This window comes from Paractinoplanes ovalisporus (assembly GCF_016834655.1).
Taxonomy (GTDB): domain Bacteria; phylum Actinomycetota; class Actinomycetes; order Mycobacteriales; family Micromonosporaceae; genus Actinoplanes; species Actinoplanes ovalisporus.
The window spans coordinates 151,827-165,712 of the sequence record NZ_JAENHP010000003.1; the positions used below are offsets into that span (position 1 = coordinate 151,827).

Sequence of the window (13,886 nt, forward strand, 5' to 3'; positions counted from 1 at the left end):
AGTCCTCGCGAAAGGGACGTTATCGCCAAGTTGCTCAGAGGTAGAGCGACCCCAGCCGGGCCACCATCGCCACCACCACGACCACCAGCACCACCCGTACGAATCCGGCGCCGCGCTTGAGAGCGGTATGCGCCCCGAACCGGGCGCCGACGATGTTGCACACGGCCATGGCCAGGCCCAGCTTCCACAGCACGTGGCCGCCCGAGGCGAAGACGAGCAGGGCGCCCAGGTTCGTACCGGCGTTCAGAATCTTGGCGGTGGCCGAGCTGGAGACGAAGTCGAGGCCGAGCAGGGCGGTGAACGCGATGATCAGGAAGGTGCCGGTGCCGGGCCCGAGGATGCCGTCGTAGAACGCGATCGCGGTGCCGGCCAGCAGCACGGCGGCCAGGCGGCGGCGCCACGTGCGGTTCGGTTCGGTCACCACCACGCCGAACGAGGGGCGGGCCACCACGAACGCGAGCACCAGCAACAACAGCACCATGATGATCGGCCGGAAGTACTCGGCCGGGATGTGCGAGGCGGCCAGCGCGCCCGTGCCGGAGAAGAGCACGGCCAGCAACGCCGCCGGCAGGGCCAGTCGCCAGTCGATCGTCGTCCGGCGGGCGTACGTGATGGCCGCCGACGTCGTGCCGCAGATGCTGGCCACCTTGTTGGTGCCGAGTGCGGTCACCGGCGACATGCCCGGCAGCCCCAGCATCAGCGCCGGGACGAGGACCAGCCCGCCCCCGCCGACCACCGCGTCGACCCAGCCCGCCGCGGCCGCGACCAGCAGGAGCAGCGCGACGTGCTGCCATTCCAACCCATAGAGCCATTCCAAGGCGACAACCCCTTCACGATTGCCGCCGATCTTGCTGTAATGCCTTTATGCATCTAAACCCTTACGGCGAGGATGCCGTGCGGCTCGCTCTCTCGCTGGTGACCGAGCCACCGGCCACCGACGAGGCGATGGTCGCCCGCTGCCTGGAATATGACCTGGTCATCGAGTTGCCGGTGACGAAGTATGACCGGGCGGCGACGGCCGAGTTCCTGGCGGAGTGGCTGACCGTGATCGACGCCACCGATCCCGAGGAACGGGCGCGGCGCCTCAACGACCTGCTCCGGTTCGCCTCGGCCTACCCCCGGCTCACGAACCACGCCGACGACGGCTGGCACATCCACTACCGCGACCCCGGGCAGCCGCTCGCCTCGGTGCTGCGCACCCTGATCAGCGTCGGCACCGCCCTGCACCTGGCCGGCCGCGGCATGCACCGGCTCGGACGCTGCGCCGCCGAGGGCTGCGACCGCCCGTACGGGGATTTCAGCCGCACCGGCAAACAGGCGTACTGCTCCCCGGCCTGCGGCAACCGTGATGCCGTCCGTCGCCATCGCGTCCGCCGGGCTCTTGACATCACGCCGTGAATGACGCCAAGTAGGCATATGCCCCGCGGCGCTGCGAGGTCCCGTGGGGGTTTGCTACGGCGGATCTCGGACGGGAGAGGCGGCGTCATGCGAATCAGTGACATTCTGCGGGTCAAGGGCGGGCGGGTGGTGACGGTGTCACCCGAGGCGGACGTGACGGAGCTTCTGGCCGTCCTGGCCGAGAACAAGATCGGGGCGGTGATCGTCTCGAGGGACGGCACCCGGGTCGAGGGCATCGTCAGTGAGCGCGACGTCGTGCGCGCGCTGGCCGCCCGGGGTGCCGCCGTGCTCATGGAACCGGTGGCGGCGATCGCGACCACCCAGGTGCGGTCGGTGGAACGCGACGCGGCCGTCGAGGACGTCGAACGGCTGATGACCGAGCGGCGCTTCCGCCACGTGCCGGTGATCGAGGCCGGCGAGCTGCACGGCGTGGTCAGCATCGGCGACGTGGTGAAGTTCCGCATCGACGAGCTCCAGGCTGAACGCACCAGCCTGGAGGAGTACATCACCGGCGAGCGGGCCTGACCGTCCGTTCCAGCACGTCGTCGGCCGGGCAGCGGCCGCGCATCACGTATTGCTCGGTGAACTCCGCGACCTGATCCCTCAGGTCGCGGCCCGTGCCGTGCCGGGCCAGGGTTCCGTACGCCTGCAGGAAGCACTCCCGGGCGGCAACGGCCAGCGCCGGGTCGCTGAGCCCGTCGCGGGCCGCCCGCTCCCACAGTCCCGCCTCGGCGGCCAGCGGCGCCGTGATCTCCTCGGTCGCCGCGGCCGCCCGCGGATCGTCCAGCAGCACCGCCGTCACCGCCACGACCACCTTCCAGCCGTCGCGGGGCGGCCGGTCGGCCACGTCGATCTCCAGATGCCCACGGGCCGCGACGGGCGGGGTGAGCGCCTCGACATGCCGGGCCAGGTCGTCGAGCCCGGGGCGCTCGTGATCGTGGCGGGCGCCGCGGAACGGGCCCGGCTGCTCCAGCACGTACGCCGCCCACGACCGCCGCGGATCGGCCACCGCCCGCAGCACCGGCAGGTGGCGGTGGCGGGCCTGGCGGCCGCTGCGCCAGCCGTCCAGCGTGGGCGAGTTGGCGAAGGCGGCGGCCAGAACGGGCGCGAGCGTATGGGCCAGCGCCCACCGGCGGGTGAGTCCCAGCGGGCCGCCGCCCTCCAGCCCGGCCTCCAGTGCGACGCGCACGCCGTAGTCCCCGACACCGTCCAGCACCGGCCCGGCGGCCGCGAGGTCGTCGGCCATGCGGTCGATGCACACCTCGAGCCCCGGCGAGGGTGGCCCGCTGACGGTCCCCAGCCCCGGCCCTGGTGACCGCGGGGCCAGGAAGCCGTGCCGCAGACGCGTACCCTCTTCGAGGGGCCGGGCCATCGGCACATCGACTGCGGCGCCGACAAAGCCGGGCGTGGCCGGCGCGAAGGCGTGTTCGGCCAGCATCAGGGCCGCAGCCCGCTCGTTCGGGGGTGTCACAGGTCGCCTCGCTCCAGTGCGGTCCGGCCGGGAACCGCAGGAGCATAGCATTCCTATCTGCCCGATAGGCATTGGCCGTTCGGCCGCCGGTGCGGCGCCGACCAGGCGGCCGATCGGGTCGAGGACGCGATCGTCGTGTCGCATCCGCTGGTGCTCAGGGATCTCGGCGCTCGCGGCCGACATGCTGGCGGAGCTGCCGGCCCCGCCCCCGCCCCCGCCCGCCGGGGCGCGGTCACGCGGGCAGGCGCGTTCAAAGTCTCGCCGGCCGGGCGTTGGGTCAGGGCCGCGATCAGAGTGGCATGGTGAATGGACAGCTGGTCGGGCGGGCGCGAGAAGATGGCCGCGGTCAGGACGCCAGGCCCAGGCCACGGCGGCCGGTCTCGTTCAGATCGGCCTCGGTGAAGCGGTTCGTCCAGTCGCGCTCGTAGTGTTCGGCCGGGAAGTCGGACGGGCTCGAACCCGACCGGAACGCCTCGCGCACCGACGCCGCGTACGTCTCGTTGCGTGGGCACCACGGTGCGGCCGGGATGTACATGACGTTGCCCCAGCCTTGCTGGTCCTGCACCGGCGCCACGCTGTGGATCATGTCGCAGTGCCACCACACCGAGTCGCCCGCCCGCACGTCGGGGATGCCGGCCAGGGCCTCCATCAGCATGTCGTGCCACTTGTGGGTGGCCGGGAAGACCTGGTTGACCGTCACGCCGCACATGTCGTCGTCGGGCACGTCGTTGAGCAACGGCCGCAGCATCAGATAGGCCATCGCTCCGGGGATCGGCACCGTGTGCAGCACACCCTGGTCGTGGTTCATGTCGGACAACGCCGTCCACCCCTGGAACGTGCGGAACGCCGAGCACATCGTCGACCCCGGATATTGCGGGCCCGACGTGCGGTACGCCGCGTCCCACGGGTCGTACTGCTCCACCGAGCCGTCGAACAGGTGCCGGAACGCCTGTTGATAAGCCTGTGTCATCCACAGGTCGAGCGTGCCGGGGTCGAGGTGTGTGCCCAGCCCGGCCGAGTCGGCGCCCTCGGGCCGGCGGCGGATGCGGTCGGGGTAGAGCGAGTCGCGCTCCGGGTCGAACCACTGGGTGCCGTCGTCCGACGTGTGCTTCCACTGGCTGTTGAGGAACGCCTGCACCCGGGCCATCCGATCGCTCTGCCGGGCCTCCATCTGCGCGTGCGACCAATAGATCGGGTAGATCTCGGGCTTGGAGCCGACACTGCCGAAGAAGTCGTCGCCCGGACCCCGGTAGTTCTCGAAGAACTTGTTCTCCTCGACGTAGCGCACGATCCCGGCGTCCCACCCGAGGGCCTGTTCGCGAGGGAAATGTCCGCGCACGACGAGGCAGCCCCGCTTGCGGAGCCGGGCGACGTCGGCCGCGCTGACCCGCCCCGACTCGATGTCGTCGTAGGCGATGACCGGCCACACCTCTTCGCCCCGGGCCTTGGCGGCCGCGATCTCGGCCACCTCGGCGGCGACGTCACGCTCGACAACGGCGAAAACCTCTTCCACCGTACGGCCGGAGGCCGCGATCTGCGCACGCAGAGCGGCCTTGATCTCGCGGACGGCGCCGGGCAGGTCGGTCGGCGTCTCCTCCCAGTGGGGGAGCGGCATGGCGGGCCTCCTTCTAGTCATGTCCCTTTACTGGAAACGACCGTAAGCCCCCGGCCCCCTTCTAGGCAAGGGCCCTGACTAGAATGGCACCGTGGATCCGGCCAAGCCCTCCCAGGTGCTGCTGCGCTCGCTGACCGACGAACACGTGTTGCGGGCGTTGATGCGGCACCGCCGGCTGACCCGCGCCGAGTTGTCCACCGAGACCGGCGTTTCGAAACCCACAGCCGGCGAGAGCGTGCGCCGCCTGACCGAGGCCGGCCTGGTTGTGGACACGGGGGAGCGCACCCCCGGCGGCCGCGGCAAGGGGCGTGTCGGCTCTTACTACTCGCTCGCCCCCCAGGTCGGCACCGCCCTCGCGGTCAGCATCGCCCCCGAGGGGGTGGTCGCCGAGTGCGTCGACGCGTACGGCGACCTGGTAGCGCGCGCCCAGGCCGACGTGGGCCGCCCGGCCCGCCCCGACGACGTGGCCGCGGCCCTGGTCGAGGCTGTGGAAAACATCGAGGCGCTGGTCAAGGCCGGCGGCATGATCGAGGGGCGGCCGCGGCTGGCTGTGGTGAGCGCGGCCGATCCGGTGGACCGCCACACCGGGCGCCTGCTCCAACTGCCGGACGCCCCGTTCCTGCTGGGCGAGATCGACCCGGTCGCGGTTCTGGGTGGACATGTTGACGGGCCCGTCCATGTGGACAACGACGTCAACTGGGCGGCCGAGGCCGAGCGGGCGGCGAACCCGCTCGACGACTTCGCCTACGTGTTCCTCGACGAGGGCCTGGGCTGCGCGATCGTCAGCGACGGCGAGGTGCGGCGCGGCCACCACGGCCTGTCGGGCGAGGTCGCCCACCTGATCACCGTGGGACCGCAGGGGCAGGCGATGCCGCTCATCGAGGTCTTCGGGGTGTTGGGTCTGCGCCGCGCCGGTTCCACCGCGATCGACGTCGACCGCCTGCGTGACCAGCGCCCACCGGCGGTCGTCACGGCGGTCGGTGGCCTGATCGCGGCCGTCACCACGCTGATCGACCCCGAGCTGATCGTCATCGGCGGCCGCTGGGGTACGGAACTGGTCGACGAGATCGCCGCCGAGAGCGCACAACACCCCCGGCCCGTACGAGTGCGGCAAGCCGCTGTGGAAAACGAGCCGTCCCTGACCGGTGCTCGCGCCGACGCCCTCCAGCGCCTGCGCGAGCTCATCATCAGAACCGAGGCCTGAGGAACGAGAAGAACCGACGCCTGAGGGACGAGAAGAACCGAGGCCTGAGGAAACGAGACGGGACGCCGCGCAAGGCAGGGCGCCGCACGTTGAGAGGGTGCGACGCGGCGGGCCTAAGCCGCGATCAGCTCAGGGATGCGCCCGAACAACTGCGTCGTGTAATTCACCATCTCGTGCAGCATCCAGTTGCCCGAGAACAGCAGCGCCGCGCACACCGCCGCCGCCTTGGGGACGAACGACAACGTCGCTTCCTGGATCTGGGTCACCGACTGGAACAGCGAGATGGCGAAACCAACCGCGAGCGACGTCAGCAGCACCGGGGCACACATCTTGGCCGCGATGGTCATGGCACCGAGGCCCAGCTCGACAATCATCGTGTCGGTCATATCCCCCTCTTCGGGCGGGACGTGACGAGAAGAAGTGCAGTCCGGTTGCAGTTCGGTGAGACCGCCCGGAAATCCTCAGGTCTGAACCACCGAAAACTTCTTGGGAAGGGACGTACGCCCCGTCAGCGCCCGCAGCAGCACCGGACCCTCGCCGATCGCCACCGCGATGCGGGCCGCCAGCAACGTCGCCTCCGCCACCACCGCCGGCTCGAACTCCACCGGCACACCGGCCGCGGCGGCCACATCGGTCCCGTGCACCACCAGCTCGAACGTGCGGGTCGGCAGCCAGTCGCGGACCCGCATGCCCCCGACCGGCGTCGCGACCACGTCGTCGTCCTCGACCGCGGCCAGGGCCTGGGTGGCGCGGGCGGCCAGCGAACCGGCCTCGTCCAGGGAGGATGCGGACTCCTGCGCGTCGGCGTCCGACACCGCGAGCGCGGCCGCGTAGACATCGGCCGGAACATCCCGTACGAAAGCGAAATAGCCCTCCGCGGCGGCCACGTTGACCGACCCGGCGCGGTTGGCGAGCACCGACGGCACCTGCACGAGCGCGGAGCTGATCGTGTGACCGATGAGGGAACGCAGGCTCCAGTCGCCGATCCCGGCCCCGTCGAGGCGGTCGGCCGGCACCCGGCTCAGCAGGTCGACGAGGGTGACGGCGGCGGATCGGTACGTACGGCGGTAGTCCACCCGGCCAATCTAGTCAGGACTCCCCGTCGGCGCGGTGCCGCCCGCCCGAGTAGTCATGGTGCGCGGTCTCGTCGTTCTGCACCCCGTGCCGCGCCCGGTACCCCGGGTCGGCATGCGGTGAGGGCGAGGGCGACGGCCGGGGCTCCGCGTGCGGCTGCGGCAACCCGGAGGGGCGAGCGGGTCGCGGTGACGCTTCGAGCGGATGCGCACCCAGCCCGGACGGGGGAGGACTGGACGGCAGCCCCGACGGCAGCCCCTCCGCCTTGCCGGCCGGCTTGGCCTGCTTCTGCGGCGCGGGCGACGACGGGTCGAGCGGCGGGGGAGGCGACGGATACGGCAGCCTCTCCGCGTTCACGGCCGCCTCCTGGCCCGCGTACGGCTTGGCGCTGTGCTCCTCCTCGAGGCGCTTGATCTTGCGGCGGGCCCGCCGCCGGGCGGTCAGAGCGACGGCCAGCCCGGCCGCGGGCGTGATGAAGACCAGCCACGACATGAACGGCGACTCGGGCGCGACCACCATCAGATAGCCGGCGTACCCGAGGAACGCGAGCCCCAGCAGCACGTCGGTGACGCGCAGGATGATGCCCTGGCCGAGCCCGAACACGGCCAGGATCAGGAACAGCAGGCCACCGGCCGCTAGCGACCCGGCGTACCCGAGAAACTCGGCGTCCGACACCAGGTCATTCTCAACCGTTTCGGCCGGTTATCGGTGCCATTTCTGGTTCAGCCACCCGTTGCAGTCCCAAACCTGCACCTTCGTCCCGTTCCGGGTGCCGCCCGCGATGTCCTCGTCGAGGCAGCGGCCGTCGTGCCGGTTGGTGATGGTGCCGTCCGCGTTGACGTTCCACTTCTGGTTGAGCCAGCCGTTGCACGCCCAGAGCTGCACCTTCGTGCCGTTGCGGACGCCACCGGCGATGTCCTCGTCGAGGCAGCGACCGTCCCACGAACTGCGGATCGTGCCGTCGCTGTAGTGCGTCCACTGCTGGTTGCGGTTGCCGCCGATGCACTGCCAGGCCTGGACCTTGGTGCCGTCGTGGGTCGGCGTGGAGATGTCGGCGTCCAGGCAGCGGCCGTCGTGGCTGCTGATGAACAGGCCGGTCGGGGCGGCCTGGGCGGGCCCGGCCGGAACGGTGAGAGCGGCGATCGCGATCAGCGACGCCGTGGCGAGTTTGGTGGTGACCCCGCGCATGAGAGCCTTCTTTCCACAGGATTCGGCGGGGGGTCGACTCACAGTAGGCGCGTTTGCGACAGGCCGGACCGGGAACGCGCAACGTCATGAGTCTCGACCGGTTCGTCCAGGCCCAGGACGGCATCCACGACGATGTGAAGGCCGAGCTGACCGCCGGCCGGAAGCGCACCCACTGGATGTGGTTCGTCTTCCCGCAGCTCGCCGGCCTCGGTTCCAGCCCCACCGCCCAGCACTACGCCCTGCGCGACCTGGCCGAGGCCCAGGAATATCTCGCGCATCCCGTTCTCGGCCCGCGCCTGGTCGAACTGACCCGGATCCTGGTGAAGACCGACCGGCCGGCCGCGGACGTGTTCGGCTACCCGGACGATCTCAAGCTGCGCTCCTCGATGACCCTGTTCGCCGCCGCGGCCGACGACCCGGCGCCGTTCCAGCAGGTCATCGACCACTTCTACGACGGTCCCGACCAGCGCACGCTCGATCTCCTGAAAGCCTGACCCCATTTCGTACGGAGACAGAAATCCCCCGGAAGCACCAGCGGGTCCCGCCGCGCCTCGCGACCCAGTCGGTGGTCCGGGCCGAACGGGCGGCTGTTCGCGCGATTGCAACTCACCCTGGACGTGTCACTAGGCTCGGCCAGGTGCCCCTCCTCACGACACATGACGCCGCCGTCGCCGCCGCCACCGAACTCGCCGCCGCCCTGGCTCCCGGAGCGTCCGAACGCGACCGCAACGGCGCCACCGTGATCCCGGCCGACGCCCTCGCCCTGCTCGACGCCTCCGGCCTGCTCGCCGTCACGATCCCGTCCGCCGACGGCGGTCCCGGCCTCGGCCCGTCCACCCTGGCCGAGGTGACCCGCCTGATCGCCGCCGCCGACCCCGCGATCGCCCAGGTCCCGCAGGCCCACTACCTGCTGATCGACATCCTGGCCGTGCACGGCGACGACGGCCTGCGCAAACGCCTCTACGCCGACGTGCTGGCCGGCCGCCGTATCGGCAACGCCCTGGCCGAGCGGGGCGGGCAACACGCCCAGGACCTCCGGACCCGGGTCGCCGGCGGCGTGCTCACCGGCACGAAGTACTACACGACCGGCGCCCTGACCAGCGCCTGGATCGCCGTGAGCGCCCTCGGTGAGGACGGCCGCCTGGTCCTGGCGTTCGTGCCGCGTGACGCGCCCGGAGTGGCCGTCGACACCGACTGGGACGTCATCGGCCAGCGGGCCACGATCAGCGGTACCGCCACGTTCACCGGCGTGCCGGTCGAGTTCGCGCTCGACTACGCCGGCGCGTACGAGGTCCCGCAGCAGCTCGGCGCCCGGGCCCAGCTCGTGCACGCGGCCATCGAGGTCGGCATCGCCGGCGGCGCCCTGGCCGACACCCGCGCCTACCTGCGCGAGAAGGCCCGCCCGTCGACCGAGGCGGTCCGGGCCGGAGCCACCCGCGCCACCGAGGACCCGCACGTCATGTACCGCTACGGCCGCCTGGCCACCCGCGTCCGTGCCGCCGAGGCCCTGCTCGCCGACGCCGCCCGCACACTGGACACCATCGGCCGCGTGCCCGCCGACGCCGCCACCGCCGCCGAGGGCTCGCTGGCCGTGGCCGCCGCGAAGGCGTTCGGCAGCGAAGTCGCCGTGGAAGCCGGGTCGGAGTTGTTCGCCCTGTGCGGTACCAGTTCCGCCGCGTCCAAGTACAACCTGGACCGCCACTGGCGCAACGCCCGCACCCACAGCGTCCACGACCCGGTCGACTGGAAGTACCACCACCTCGCGGCCTGGGAGCTCAACGACACCCGGCCCCCGAACCACGGCCAGCTCTAAGGCCGGTCGGCGATGGCCTCGATCTCGCCACCCGTCAGTGACCGCGCCCGGAACGTCGTGGTGCCGCTCTCCAGCAGTTCGCGGGCGGCGTCACGCAGACCGCCGTACGCGGCCCAGGCCAGCGCCCCGCCGGTCGACACCCGCCGCACCCCCAGTTTCGCCAGGGCGTCGATGGCCGGCGCCCCCTCGACGGCCAGGACGTTGACCGGCGCCGCCACCTCCGCCACGACCCGCGCGATGTCCTGCGGCGCCCGCAGCCCCGGGGCGTACACGACGTCGGCCCCGGCCTCCCGATAGGCCCGCAGCCGCCCGACCGTGTCGTCGAGGTCGTCGTGCCCGTAGAGCAGGTTCTCGGCCCGCGCCGTCAACACGATCCCGTGCCGCGCGCAGGCCTCCTTCGCCACCGCCACCCGGGCCGCCGCGTCCTCCAGCGCCTCGACGCTCTCCCGGCCCGGGTCGTAGTCCTCGATCGAGATTCCCGAAGCCCCCGCCGCGGCGAGCAGCGAGACGGTCTCGGCCACGTCGTCGTAGCACCGTTCGGCGTCCACGTTGAGCGGCACCCCGATCACCGCCGTCAGCGCCGCCACGTGCGCCACCAGCTCGTCCCGGGTGACCTGCTGGTCCTTCTTGCCGAGGGTGGCCGCCAGCCCGGACGAGGTCGTGGCCAGCGCCGGGAAGCCGAGCCCTTCGAGCACCCGGGCCGAGCCCGCGTCCCACGGGTTGGGCATCACGAACAGCCCCGCCTCGTGCATGGTCCGGAACCGTGCGCGCATCTCGAGCATCAGCCGAGCCTAGGCCCCGCGCGTGCTCCCGGGGACGGCCACCTTCGACGAGGTGGCCTGGCTAAAGCGTAACCACTGAGTTACGCTTCCCGGCGTGGACGACGTTGCGGCAGCGATCGCCGACCCCGTACGGCGGGAGATCCTGGAGCTGCTCCGGGACGGGCCGATGCCGGCGCGCCGCATCGCCGGGCGTTTCCCGATCAGCCGCCCCGCCGTGAGCCGGCACCTGCGTGTCCTGCGCGAGTGCGGCCTGGTCCACGACACCCTCACCGGCCGTGAACGTCTTTACCGCCTCGACGTCACGCCGCTGACCGCGCTGACCACCTGGCTCGCCGGCTTCCCGGCCGAGCCACCCGCGGCCGCCCGGTGGAACCGCCACCTCGACGCCCTCGAGACCGAGGTGCACCGGACCCGCCGGGACCGCCGCCAGGAAAGCGACCGCGGCCACGAAGCCGCCACCCGACAGGAGGACATCGCATGACCAACCCACCCACCGGACGGCTCGTCCCCACGCCCACCGGACCCGACCTGATCCTGACCCGCGAGTTCAAGGCCGGCCTGGACGACGTGTGGGCCAGTGTCACCGAACCCGAGCGCAGCGCCCGCTGGTACGGCCGCTGGACCGGCGAGGCGGGCCCCGGCAACATCATCAAGGTCCAATTGGCGTACGAGGAAGGCGCCCCGTGGACGGAGATGCGGATCGACGCCTGCGAGCCGCCGCACCGCCTGGCCGTCACCGGCATCGACGACACCGGCGCCGCCGGGTGGCGCCTGGAGGTACTGCTGACCGCCGCCGGTGACCGCACCGAGCTGCGGCTGATCCATCACCTCGACACCACCGAGGGCGTCGGCGAGGTCGGCCCCGGCTGGGAGTACTACCTCGACATGCTGGTCGCCGCCCGCGACGGCTCGGTCCAGCCGGTGTTCGACGACTACTACCCATCGATGAAGAACTACTTCGAGGCCCTGCGCCCCTGAGCCCGGCCATGCGTTACCGTGCAGCGGCGCCGTGATCGCGGCGGACCTGGGGAGGGCACGGCGATGGTCGATCTGGAAATGGGTGAGCAGGCGCGGGGTCACCGCCTCGACACGATCGCGGCGGCCGCCATCGTGCTCACCGTCGATGCCGTCGTGCTGCTCGTCGTCGCGGTCATCGGAGTGCCGTTCCTGATGTTCGTCTTCGGTGACGAGGACGGCACCTGGCAGCGCCTCTGGCCGTACGCGGTCGCCTGGCTGGTCGCCGTCGTGCTGGCCGTGGTCTGCGCGGCCGCCGTGCTGCGGCTCTGCGGTTTCGGCCGCTGGTCGATCCGGCGCGTCGGCACCGCCGCGGCCGTGGGCATCGCGGTCGTCGCCGCGGTGCTGGTCGTCGTCTCGCTGCGCAACTCGCCCAGCCTCGTGCTGATCAGCCTGCCGTTCCTCGTCGCCAACGTGGCCGCTGCGCTCGTGCTGGCCAGCCCCGAGCGGGCGGTGGCGATGGCCGAGCGGTTCACCGTCTTCCGTCCCGCCGAACCGCCGGTCGTGGACGACGAGGAGGAAGTGGAGCCGGAGCTGGTCTACGCGGAGGACGAGTCGGTCTACGCCCGCCCGGCCGGGCTCGGCGACGAACCCGACCCCGCCCGGACCCGGGACACGATCGACCTGCACGCCTTCCGCCGCCGCCCGGCCGCGGGCCCCGCGCCGAGGCGTTCCCGGGGCCCGGCTGCGATGCGCACGCTGGCCGGCGTCCAGCTGCCGCGCCGGGCCCGCCGCCCGCGCCCGTCGAACCGGCCCGCCAAATAAGACGTGGCTCAGGCCTTGCGGAAGCCCTGAGCCACCCGTTCGACCCGTTCGCGGTAGGCCACCCACCACTGCTGATCACCCTCCGGCATGTTGCTGGCCGTGGGGCTCAGCCCGGCCTCCCCGTCGATCAGCTCGCGGACGAGATCGGCGTGCCCCGCGTGCCGCTGCGTCTCGGCCGTCATGTGCACGAGGATCCGGTGCAGCGAAGCCTCGGCCCGCCCGTCCGGCCACCACGGGACGCGGCCCAGCTCGTCGAGCGGCACGGCCTCGATGGTCGCGTCGGCGTGCGTGATCGCCCGCCGGTAGAGCGCGACGATCTCGTCGCGGGACTCGGCCTCGGTGGCGTACATGTCGGAGTTCGGCTCGGCGTCCTCCTCGATCCACGGCAGCGGCTCGGGGAACGGCCGCCCGAACGTGGCCCCGAAGTAGCCCGCCTCGAGCGCCGCGCAGTGTTTGACGAGCCCCAGCAGGTTGGTGCCGGTGGGAACCAGCGGCCGCCGGATGTCGTAGTCGGACAGTTCGTCCAGCTTCCACACCAGGGCGTCGCGGGCGTATTGCAGGTAGCGGAGCAGATCGGCTTTGAACTCGGCGGCGTCAACCATGGGCCGTAGCATGCCATCCCCCTGCGACCGATCGCGTTCGGTCAGAATGGTCCGCATGCCCGCACGCCGAGATGTCACCGTCTTCCTCGTGCTCGTGTTCCTCCTGCCGTGGCCGGTATGGGTCGTCGAGCAGCTGACCGGCAGCCAGGTGCTCTTCTTCGTCGCGATGATCTGCGTGGCGATCTCGACCTGGGTGGCCGTGCGCTACGTGTGGCGGCCGGGCAACATCCGCCAAGCGACGGCGATCGGTCCCGTCCGGTGGAAACTCTGCCTGCTCGCCGCGGGCCTCTTCATCCTCATGGAGGTCGTGGCGATCGCGCTGAACGCGGCCACCGGTGTCTTCCCGGTCGACCTCACCGACTTCTCGGCCCTTCGCGAGGCCTACGGCCCGGACGGAAGTGTCGGCGCCCTCGCGCTGCGGGCCCTCGGCTTCAGCCTGGTCCAGCTCGTCCTCATCCTGCCGTTGGCGTTCTGCGAGGAGTGGGGCTGGCGGGGCTATCTGCTCACCCGCTTGAGCTCCCGGCTCGGCCCGTGGCCCGCCATGGTCCTCATCGGGGCGGTGGCCGGCGTCTGGCACCTGCCGTTCTACCTCGGACCGTGGTTCTCGATGGGCGCCGACGAGCGGCAGTCGTTCGTGCCGTTCGTCATCTACTGCGTCTTCTTCGGGGTGCTGCTCGGCCTGCTCCGCTTCGCCGGCGGCTCGATCTGGCCCGCGGTCGCCGCCCACGCCGTCAACAACACGATCGTCTTCGGCTTCCTCGACCTGGTGGCAGCCGACGCCGACGCCCAGCGCAACGCCTGGACGACGGGCCTGAGCGGCTGGCAGGGCCTGCTGGTCATGCTGGTGGCCATCGTCGCGCTGGCGAGCACCCCGGCCGTACGGCGGGGGATGCGCGTTCCGGATCGCACCGCGGTCGGCGCGTCGGCCCCCGGCGCCGCGACGGCACCGGGGGACTAGGG

At 71.7% G+C, this 13,886-nt stretch carries 18 protein-coding genes; 9 read left to right on the plus strand and 9 right to left on the minus strand.

Annotated features, from left to right (window positions below):
• Positions 1 to 34 precede the first annotated feature (34 nt).
• Entirely contained in the window at positions 35 to 817 is a 783-nt protein-coding gene (locus tag JIG36_RS10825) for a TSUP family transporter (protein WP_307872661.1), read from the minus strand.
• Between the two features lie 47 nt (positions 818 to 864).
• On the opposite strand from JIG36_RS10825, the gene JIG36_RS10830 reads away from it, so the two are divergent.
• On the plus strand, positions 865 to 1,398 hold the full coding sequence (locus JIG36_RS10830) for a CGNR zinc finger domain-containing protein (RefSeq protein WP_203375969.1): 534 nt from the start codon (positions 865 to 867) through the stop codon (positions 1,396 to 1,398).
• A gap of 87 nt (positions 1,399 to 1,485) precedes the next feature.
• Positions 1,486 to 1,923 carry a CBS domain-containing protein gene (locus JIG36_RS10835; RefSeq protein ID WP_203375970.1) on the plus strand — a complete coding sequence of 146 codons (438 nt, stop codon included), beginning with the start codon at positions 1,486 to 1,488 and terminating at the stop codon, positions 1,921 to 1,923.
• On the opposite strand, the gene JIG36_RS10840 is transcribed toward JIG36_RS10835, so the two are convergent.
• Together JIG36_RS10840 and JIG36_RS10845 are read right to left on the minus strand one after the other, a co-directional pair.
• On the minus strand, positions 1,904 to 2,869 hold the full coding sequence (locus tag JIG36_RS10840; protein WP_307872662.1) for a glutamate-cysteine ligase family protein: 966 nt from the start codon (positions 2,867 to 2,869) through the stop codon (positions 1,904 to 1,906). The genes JIG36_RS10835 and JIG36_RS10840 overlap by 20 nt on opposite strands.
• Positions 2,870 to 3,215: 346 nt before the next feature.
• The gene (locus JIG36_RS10845; protein WP_203375972.1) at positions 3,216 to 4,484 is read right to left on the minus strand and encodes a YbiU family protein; all 1,269 of its coding nucleotides are present in this window, start codon (positions 4,482 to 4,484) and stop codon (positions 3,216 to 3,218) included.
• A gap of 91 nt (positions 4,485 to 4,575) precedes the next feature.
• On the opposite strand from JIG36_RS10845, the gene JIG36_RS10850 reads away from it, so the two are divergent.
• On the plus strand, positions 4,576 to 5,688 hold the full coding sequence (locus tag JIG36_RS10850; protein ID WP_203375973.1) for an ROK family transcriptional regulator: 1,113 nt from the start codon (positions 4,576 to 4,578) through the stop codon (positions 5,686 to 5,688).
• Between the two features lie 113 nt (positions 5,689 to 5,801).
• On the opposite strand, the gene fliQ is transcribed toward JIG36_RS10850, so the two are convergent.
• The 4 genes from fliQ to JIG36_RS10870 all read right to left on the minus strand — a co-directional run bounded on the left by fliQ (position 5,802) and on the right by JIG36_RS10870 (position 7,950).
• Positions 5,802 to 6,074, minus strand: a complete 273-nt coding sequence (gene fliQ, locus JIG36_RS10855; protein ID WP_203375974.1) for a flagellar biosynthesis protein FliQ — start codon at positions 6,072 to 6,074, stop codon at positions 5,802 to 5,804.
• Positions 6,075 to 6,149: 75 nt separating this feature from the next.
• Complete coding sequence (locus tag JIG36_RS10860; RefSeq protein ID WP_203375975.1) at positions 6,150 to 6,764, minus strand: maleylpyruvate isomerase N-terminal domain-containing protein; 615 nt, start codon at positions 6,762 to 6,764, stop codon at positions 6,150 to 6,152.
• Between the two features lie 13 nt (positions 6,765 to 6,777).
• The gene (locus JIG36_RS10865) at positions 6,778 to 7,437 is read right to left on the minus strand and encodes a hypothetical protein (protein WP_203375976.1); all 660 of its coding nucleotides are present in this window, start codon (positions 7,435 to 7,437) and stop codon (positions 6,778 to 6,780) included.
• A gap of 27 nt (positions 7,438 to 7,464) precedes the next feature.
• Complete coding sequence (locus JIG36_RS10870) at positions 7,465 to 7,950, minus strand: ricin-type beta-trefoil lectin domain protein (RefSeq protein WP_203375977.1); 486 nt, start codon at positions 7,948 to 7,950, stop codon at positions 7,465 to 7,467.
• Between the two features lie 86 nt (positions 7,951 to 8,036).
• On the opposite strand from JIG36_RS10870, the gene JIG36_RS10875 reads away from it, so the two are divergent.
• Positions 8,037 to 8,444, plus strand: coding sequence for a DUF1810 domain-containing protein (locus tag JIG36_RS10875; RefSeq protein WP_203375978.1), 408 nt, complete (start codon positions 8,037 to 8,039; stop codon positions 8,442 to 8,444).
• 143 nt (positions 8,445 to 8,587) lie between these two features.
• Entirely contained in the window at positions 8,588 to 9,763 is a 1,176-nt protein-coding gene (locus tag JIG36_RS10880) for an acyl-CoA dehydrogenase family protein (RefSeq protein ID WP_203375979.1), read from the plus strand.
• Here JIG36_RS10880 and JIG36_RS10885 read toward each other — a convergent pair.
• Positions 9,760 to 10,545 (minus strand): isocitrate lyase/PEP mutase family protein, encoded by a 786-nt coding sequence (locus JIG36_RS10885; protein WP_203375980.1) that lies wholly within the window; start codon positions 10,543 to 10,545, stop codon positions 9,760 to 9,762. The two genes, JIG36_RS10880 and JIG36_RS10885, sit on opposite strands and share 4 nt — an antisense overlap.
• A 94-nt stretch (positions 10,546 to 10,639) precedes the next feature.
• Here JIG36_RS10885 and JIG36_RS10890 point away from each other — a divergent pair, with 94 nt between their 5' ends.
• The 3 genes from JIG36_RS10890 to JIG36_RS10900 all read left to right on the plus strand — a co-directional run bounded on the left by JIG36_RS10890 (position 10,640) and on the right by JIG36_RS10900 (position 12,324).
• Positions 10,640 to 11,026 (plus strand): metalloregulator ArsR/SmtB family transcription factor, encoded by a 387-nt coding sequence (locus JIG36_RS10890; protein WP_203375981.1) that lies wholly within the window; start codon positions 10,640 to 10,642, stop codon positions 11,024 to 11,026.
• A complete protein-coding gene (locus JIG36_RS10895) occupies positions 11,023 to 11,523 on the plus strand; it encodes an SRPBCC family protein (protein WP_203375982.1) in 501 nt (166 codons plus the stop codon). The genes JIG36_RS10890 and JIG36_RS10895 overlap by 4 nt, the downstream gene beginning before the upstream one ends.
• Before the next feature lie 63 nt (positions 11,524 to 11,586).
• Entirely contained in the window at positions 11,587 to 12,324 is a 738-nt protein-coding gene (locus tag JIG36_RS10900) for a hypothetical protein (protein ID WP_203375983.1), read from the plus strand.
• Positions 12,325 to 12,332: 8 nt separating this feature from the next.
• On the opposite strand, the gene JIG36_RS10905 is transcribed toward JIG36_RS10900, so the two are convergent.
• Positions 12,333 to 12,926, minus strand: a complete 594-nt coding sequence (locus JIG36_RS10905; protein WP_203375984.1) for a DinB family protein — start codon at positions 12,924 to 12,926, stop codon at positions 12,333 to 12,335.
• A gap of 55 nt (positions 12,927 to 12,981) precedes the next feature.
• Here JIG36_RS10905 and JIG36_RS10910 point away from each other — a divergent pair, with 55 nt between their 5' ends.
• The gene (locus JIG36_RS10910; protein ID WP_203375985.1) at positions 12,982 to 13,884 is read left to right on the plus strand and encodes a CPBP family intramembrane glutamic endopeptidase; all 903 of its coding nucleotides are present in this window, start codon (positions 12,982 to 12,984) and stop codon (positions 13,882 to 13,884) included.
• The last annotated feature ends 2 nt before the right edge of the window (positions 13,885 to 13,886 follow it).

Excerpts from the sequence above, each read along its gene's own strand:
- JIG36_RS10845 (WP_203375972.1), bottom strand. The coding sequence starts at position 4,484 with ATGCCGCTCCCCCACTGGGAGGAGACGCCGACCGACCTGCCCGGCGCC.
- JIG36_RS10885 (WP_203375980.1), bottom strand. The coding sequence starts at position 10,545 with ATGCTCGAGATGCGCGCACGGTTCCGGACCATGCACGAGGCGGGGCTG.
- fliQ (WP_203375974.1), bottom strand. The coding sequence starts at position 6,074 with ATGACCGACACGATGATTGTCGAGCTGGGCCTCGGTGCCATGACCATC.
- JIG36_RS10910 (WP_203375985.1), top strand. The coding sequence starts at position 12,982 with ATGCCCGCACGCCGAGATGTCACCGTCTTCCTCGTGCTCGTGTTCCTC.
- JIG36_RS10875 (WP_203375978.1), top strand. The coding sequence starts at position 8,037 with ATGAGTCTCGACCGGTTCGTCCAGGCCCAGGACGGCATCCACGACGAT.
- JIG36_RS10830 (WP_203375969.1), top strand. The coding sequence starts at position 865 with ATGCATCTAAACCCTTACGGCGAGGATGCCGTGCGGCTCGCTCTCTCG.
- JIG36_RS10905 (WP_203375984.1), bottom strand. The coding sequence starts at position 12,926 with ATGGTTGACGCCGCCGAGTTCAAAGCCGATCTGCTCCGCTACCTGCAA.
- JIG36_RS10835 (WP_203375970.1), top strand. The coding sequence starts at position 1,486 with ATGCGAATCAGTGACATTCTGCGGGTCAAGGGCGGGCGGGTGGTGACG.
- JIG36_RS10895 (WP_203375982.1), top strand. The coding sequence starts at position 11,023 with ATGACCAACCCACCCACCGGACGGCTCGTCCCCACGCCCACCGGACCC.
- JIG36_RS10870 (WP_203375977.1), bottom strand. The coding sequence starts at position 7,950 with ATGCGCGGGGTCACCACCAAACTCGCCACGGCGTCGCTGATCGCGATC.
- JIG36_RS10900 (WP_203375983.1), top strand. The coding sequence starts at position 11,587 with ATGGTCGATCTGGAAATGGGTGAGCAGGCGCGGGGTCACCGCCTCGAC.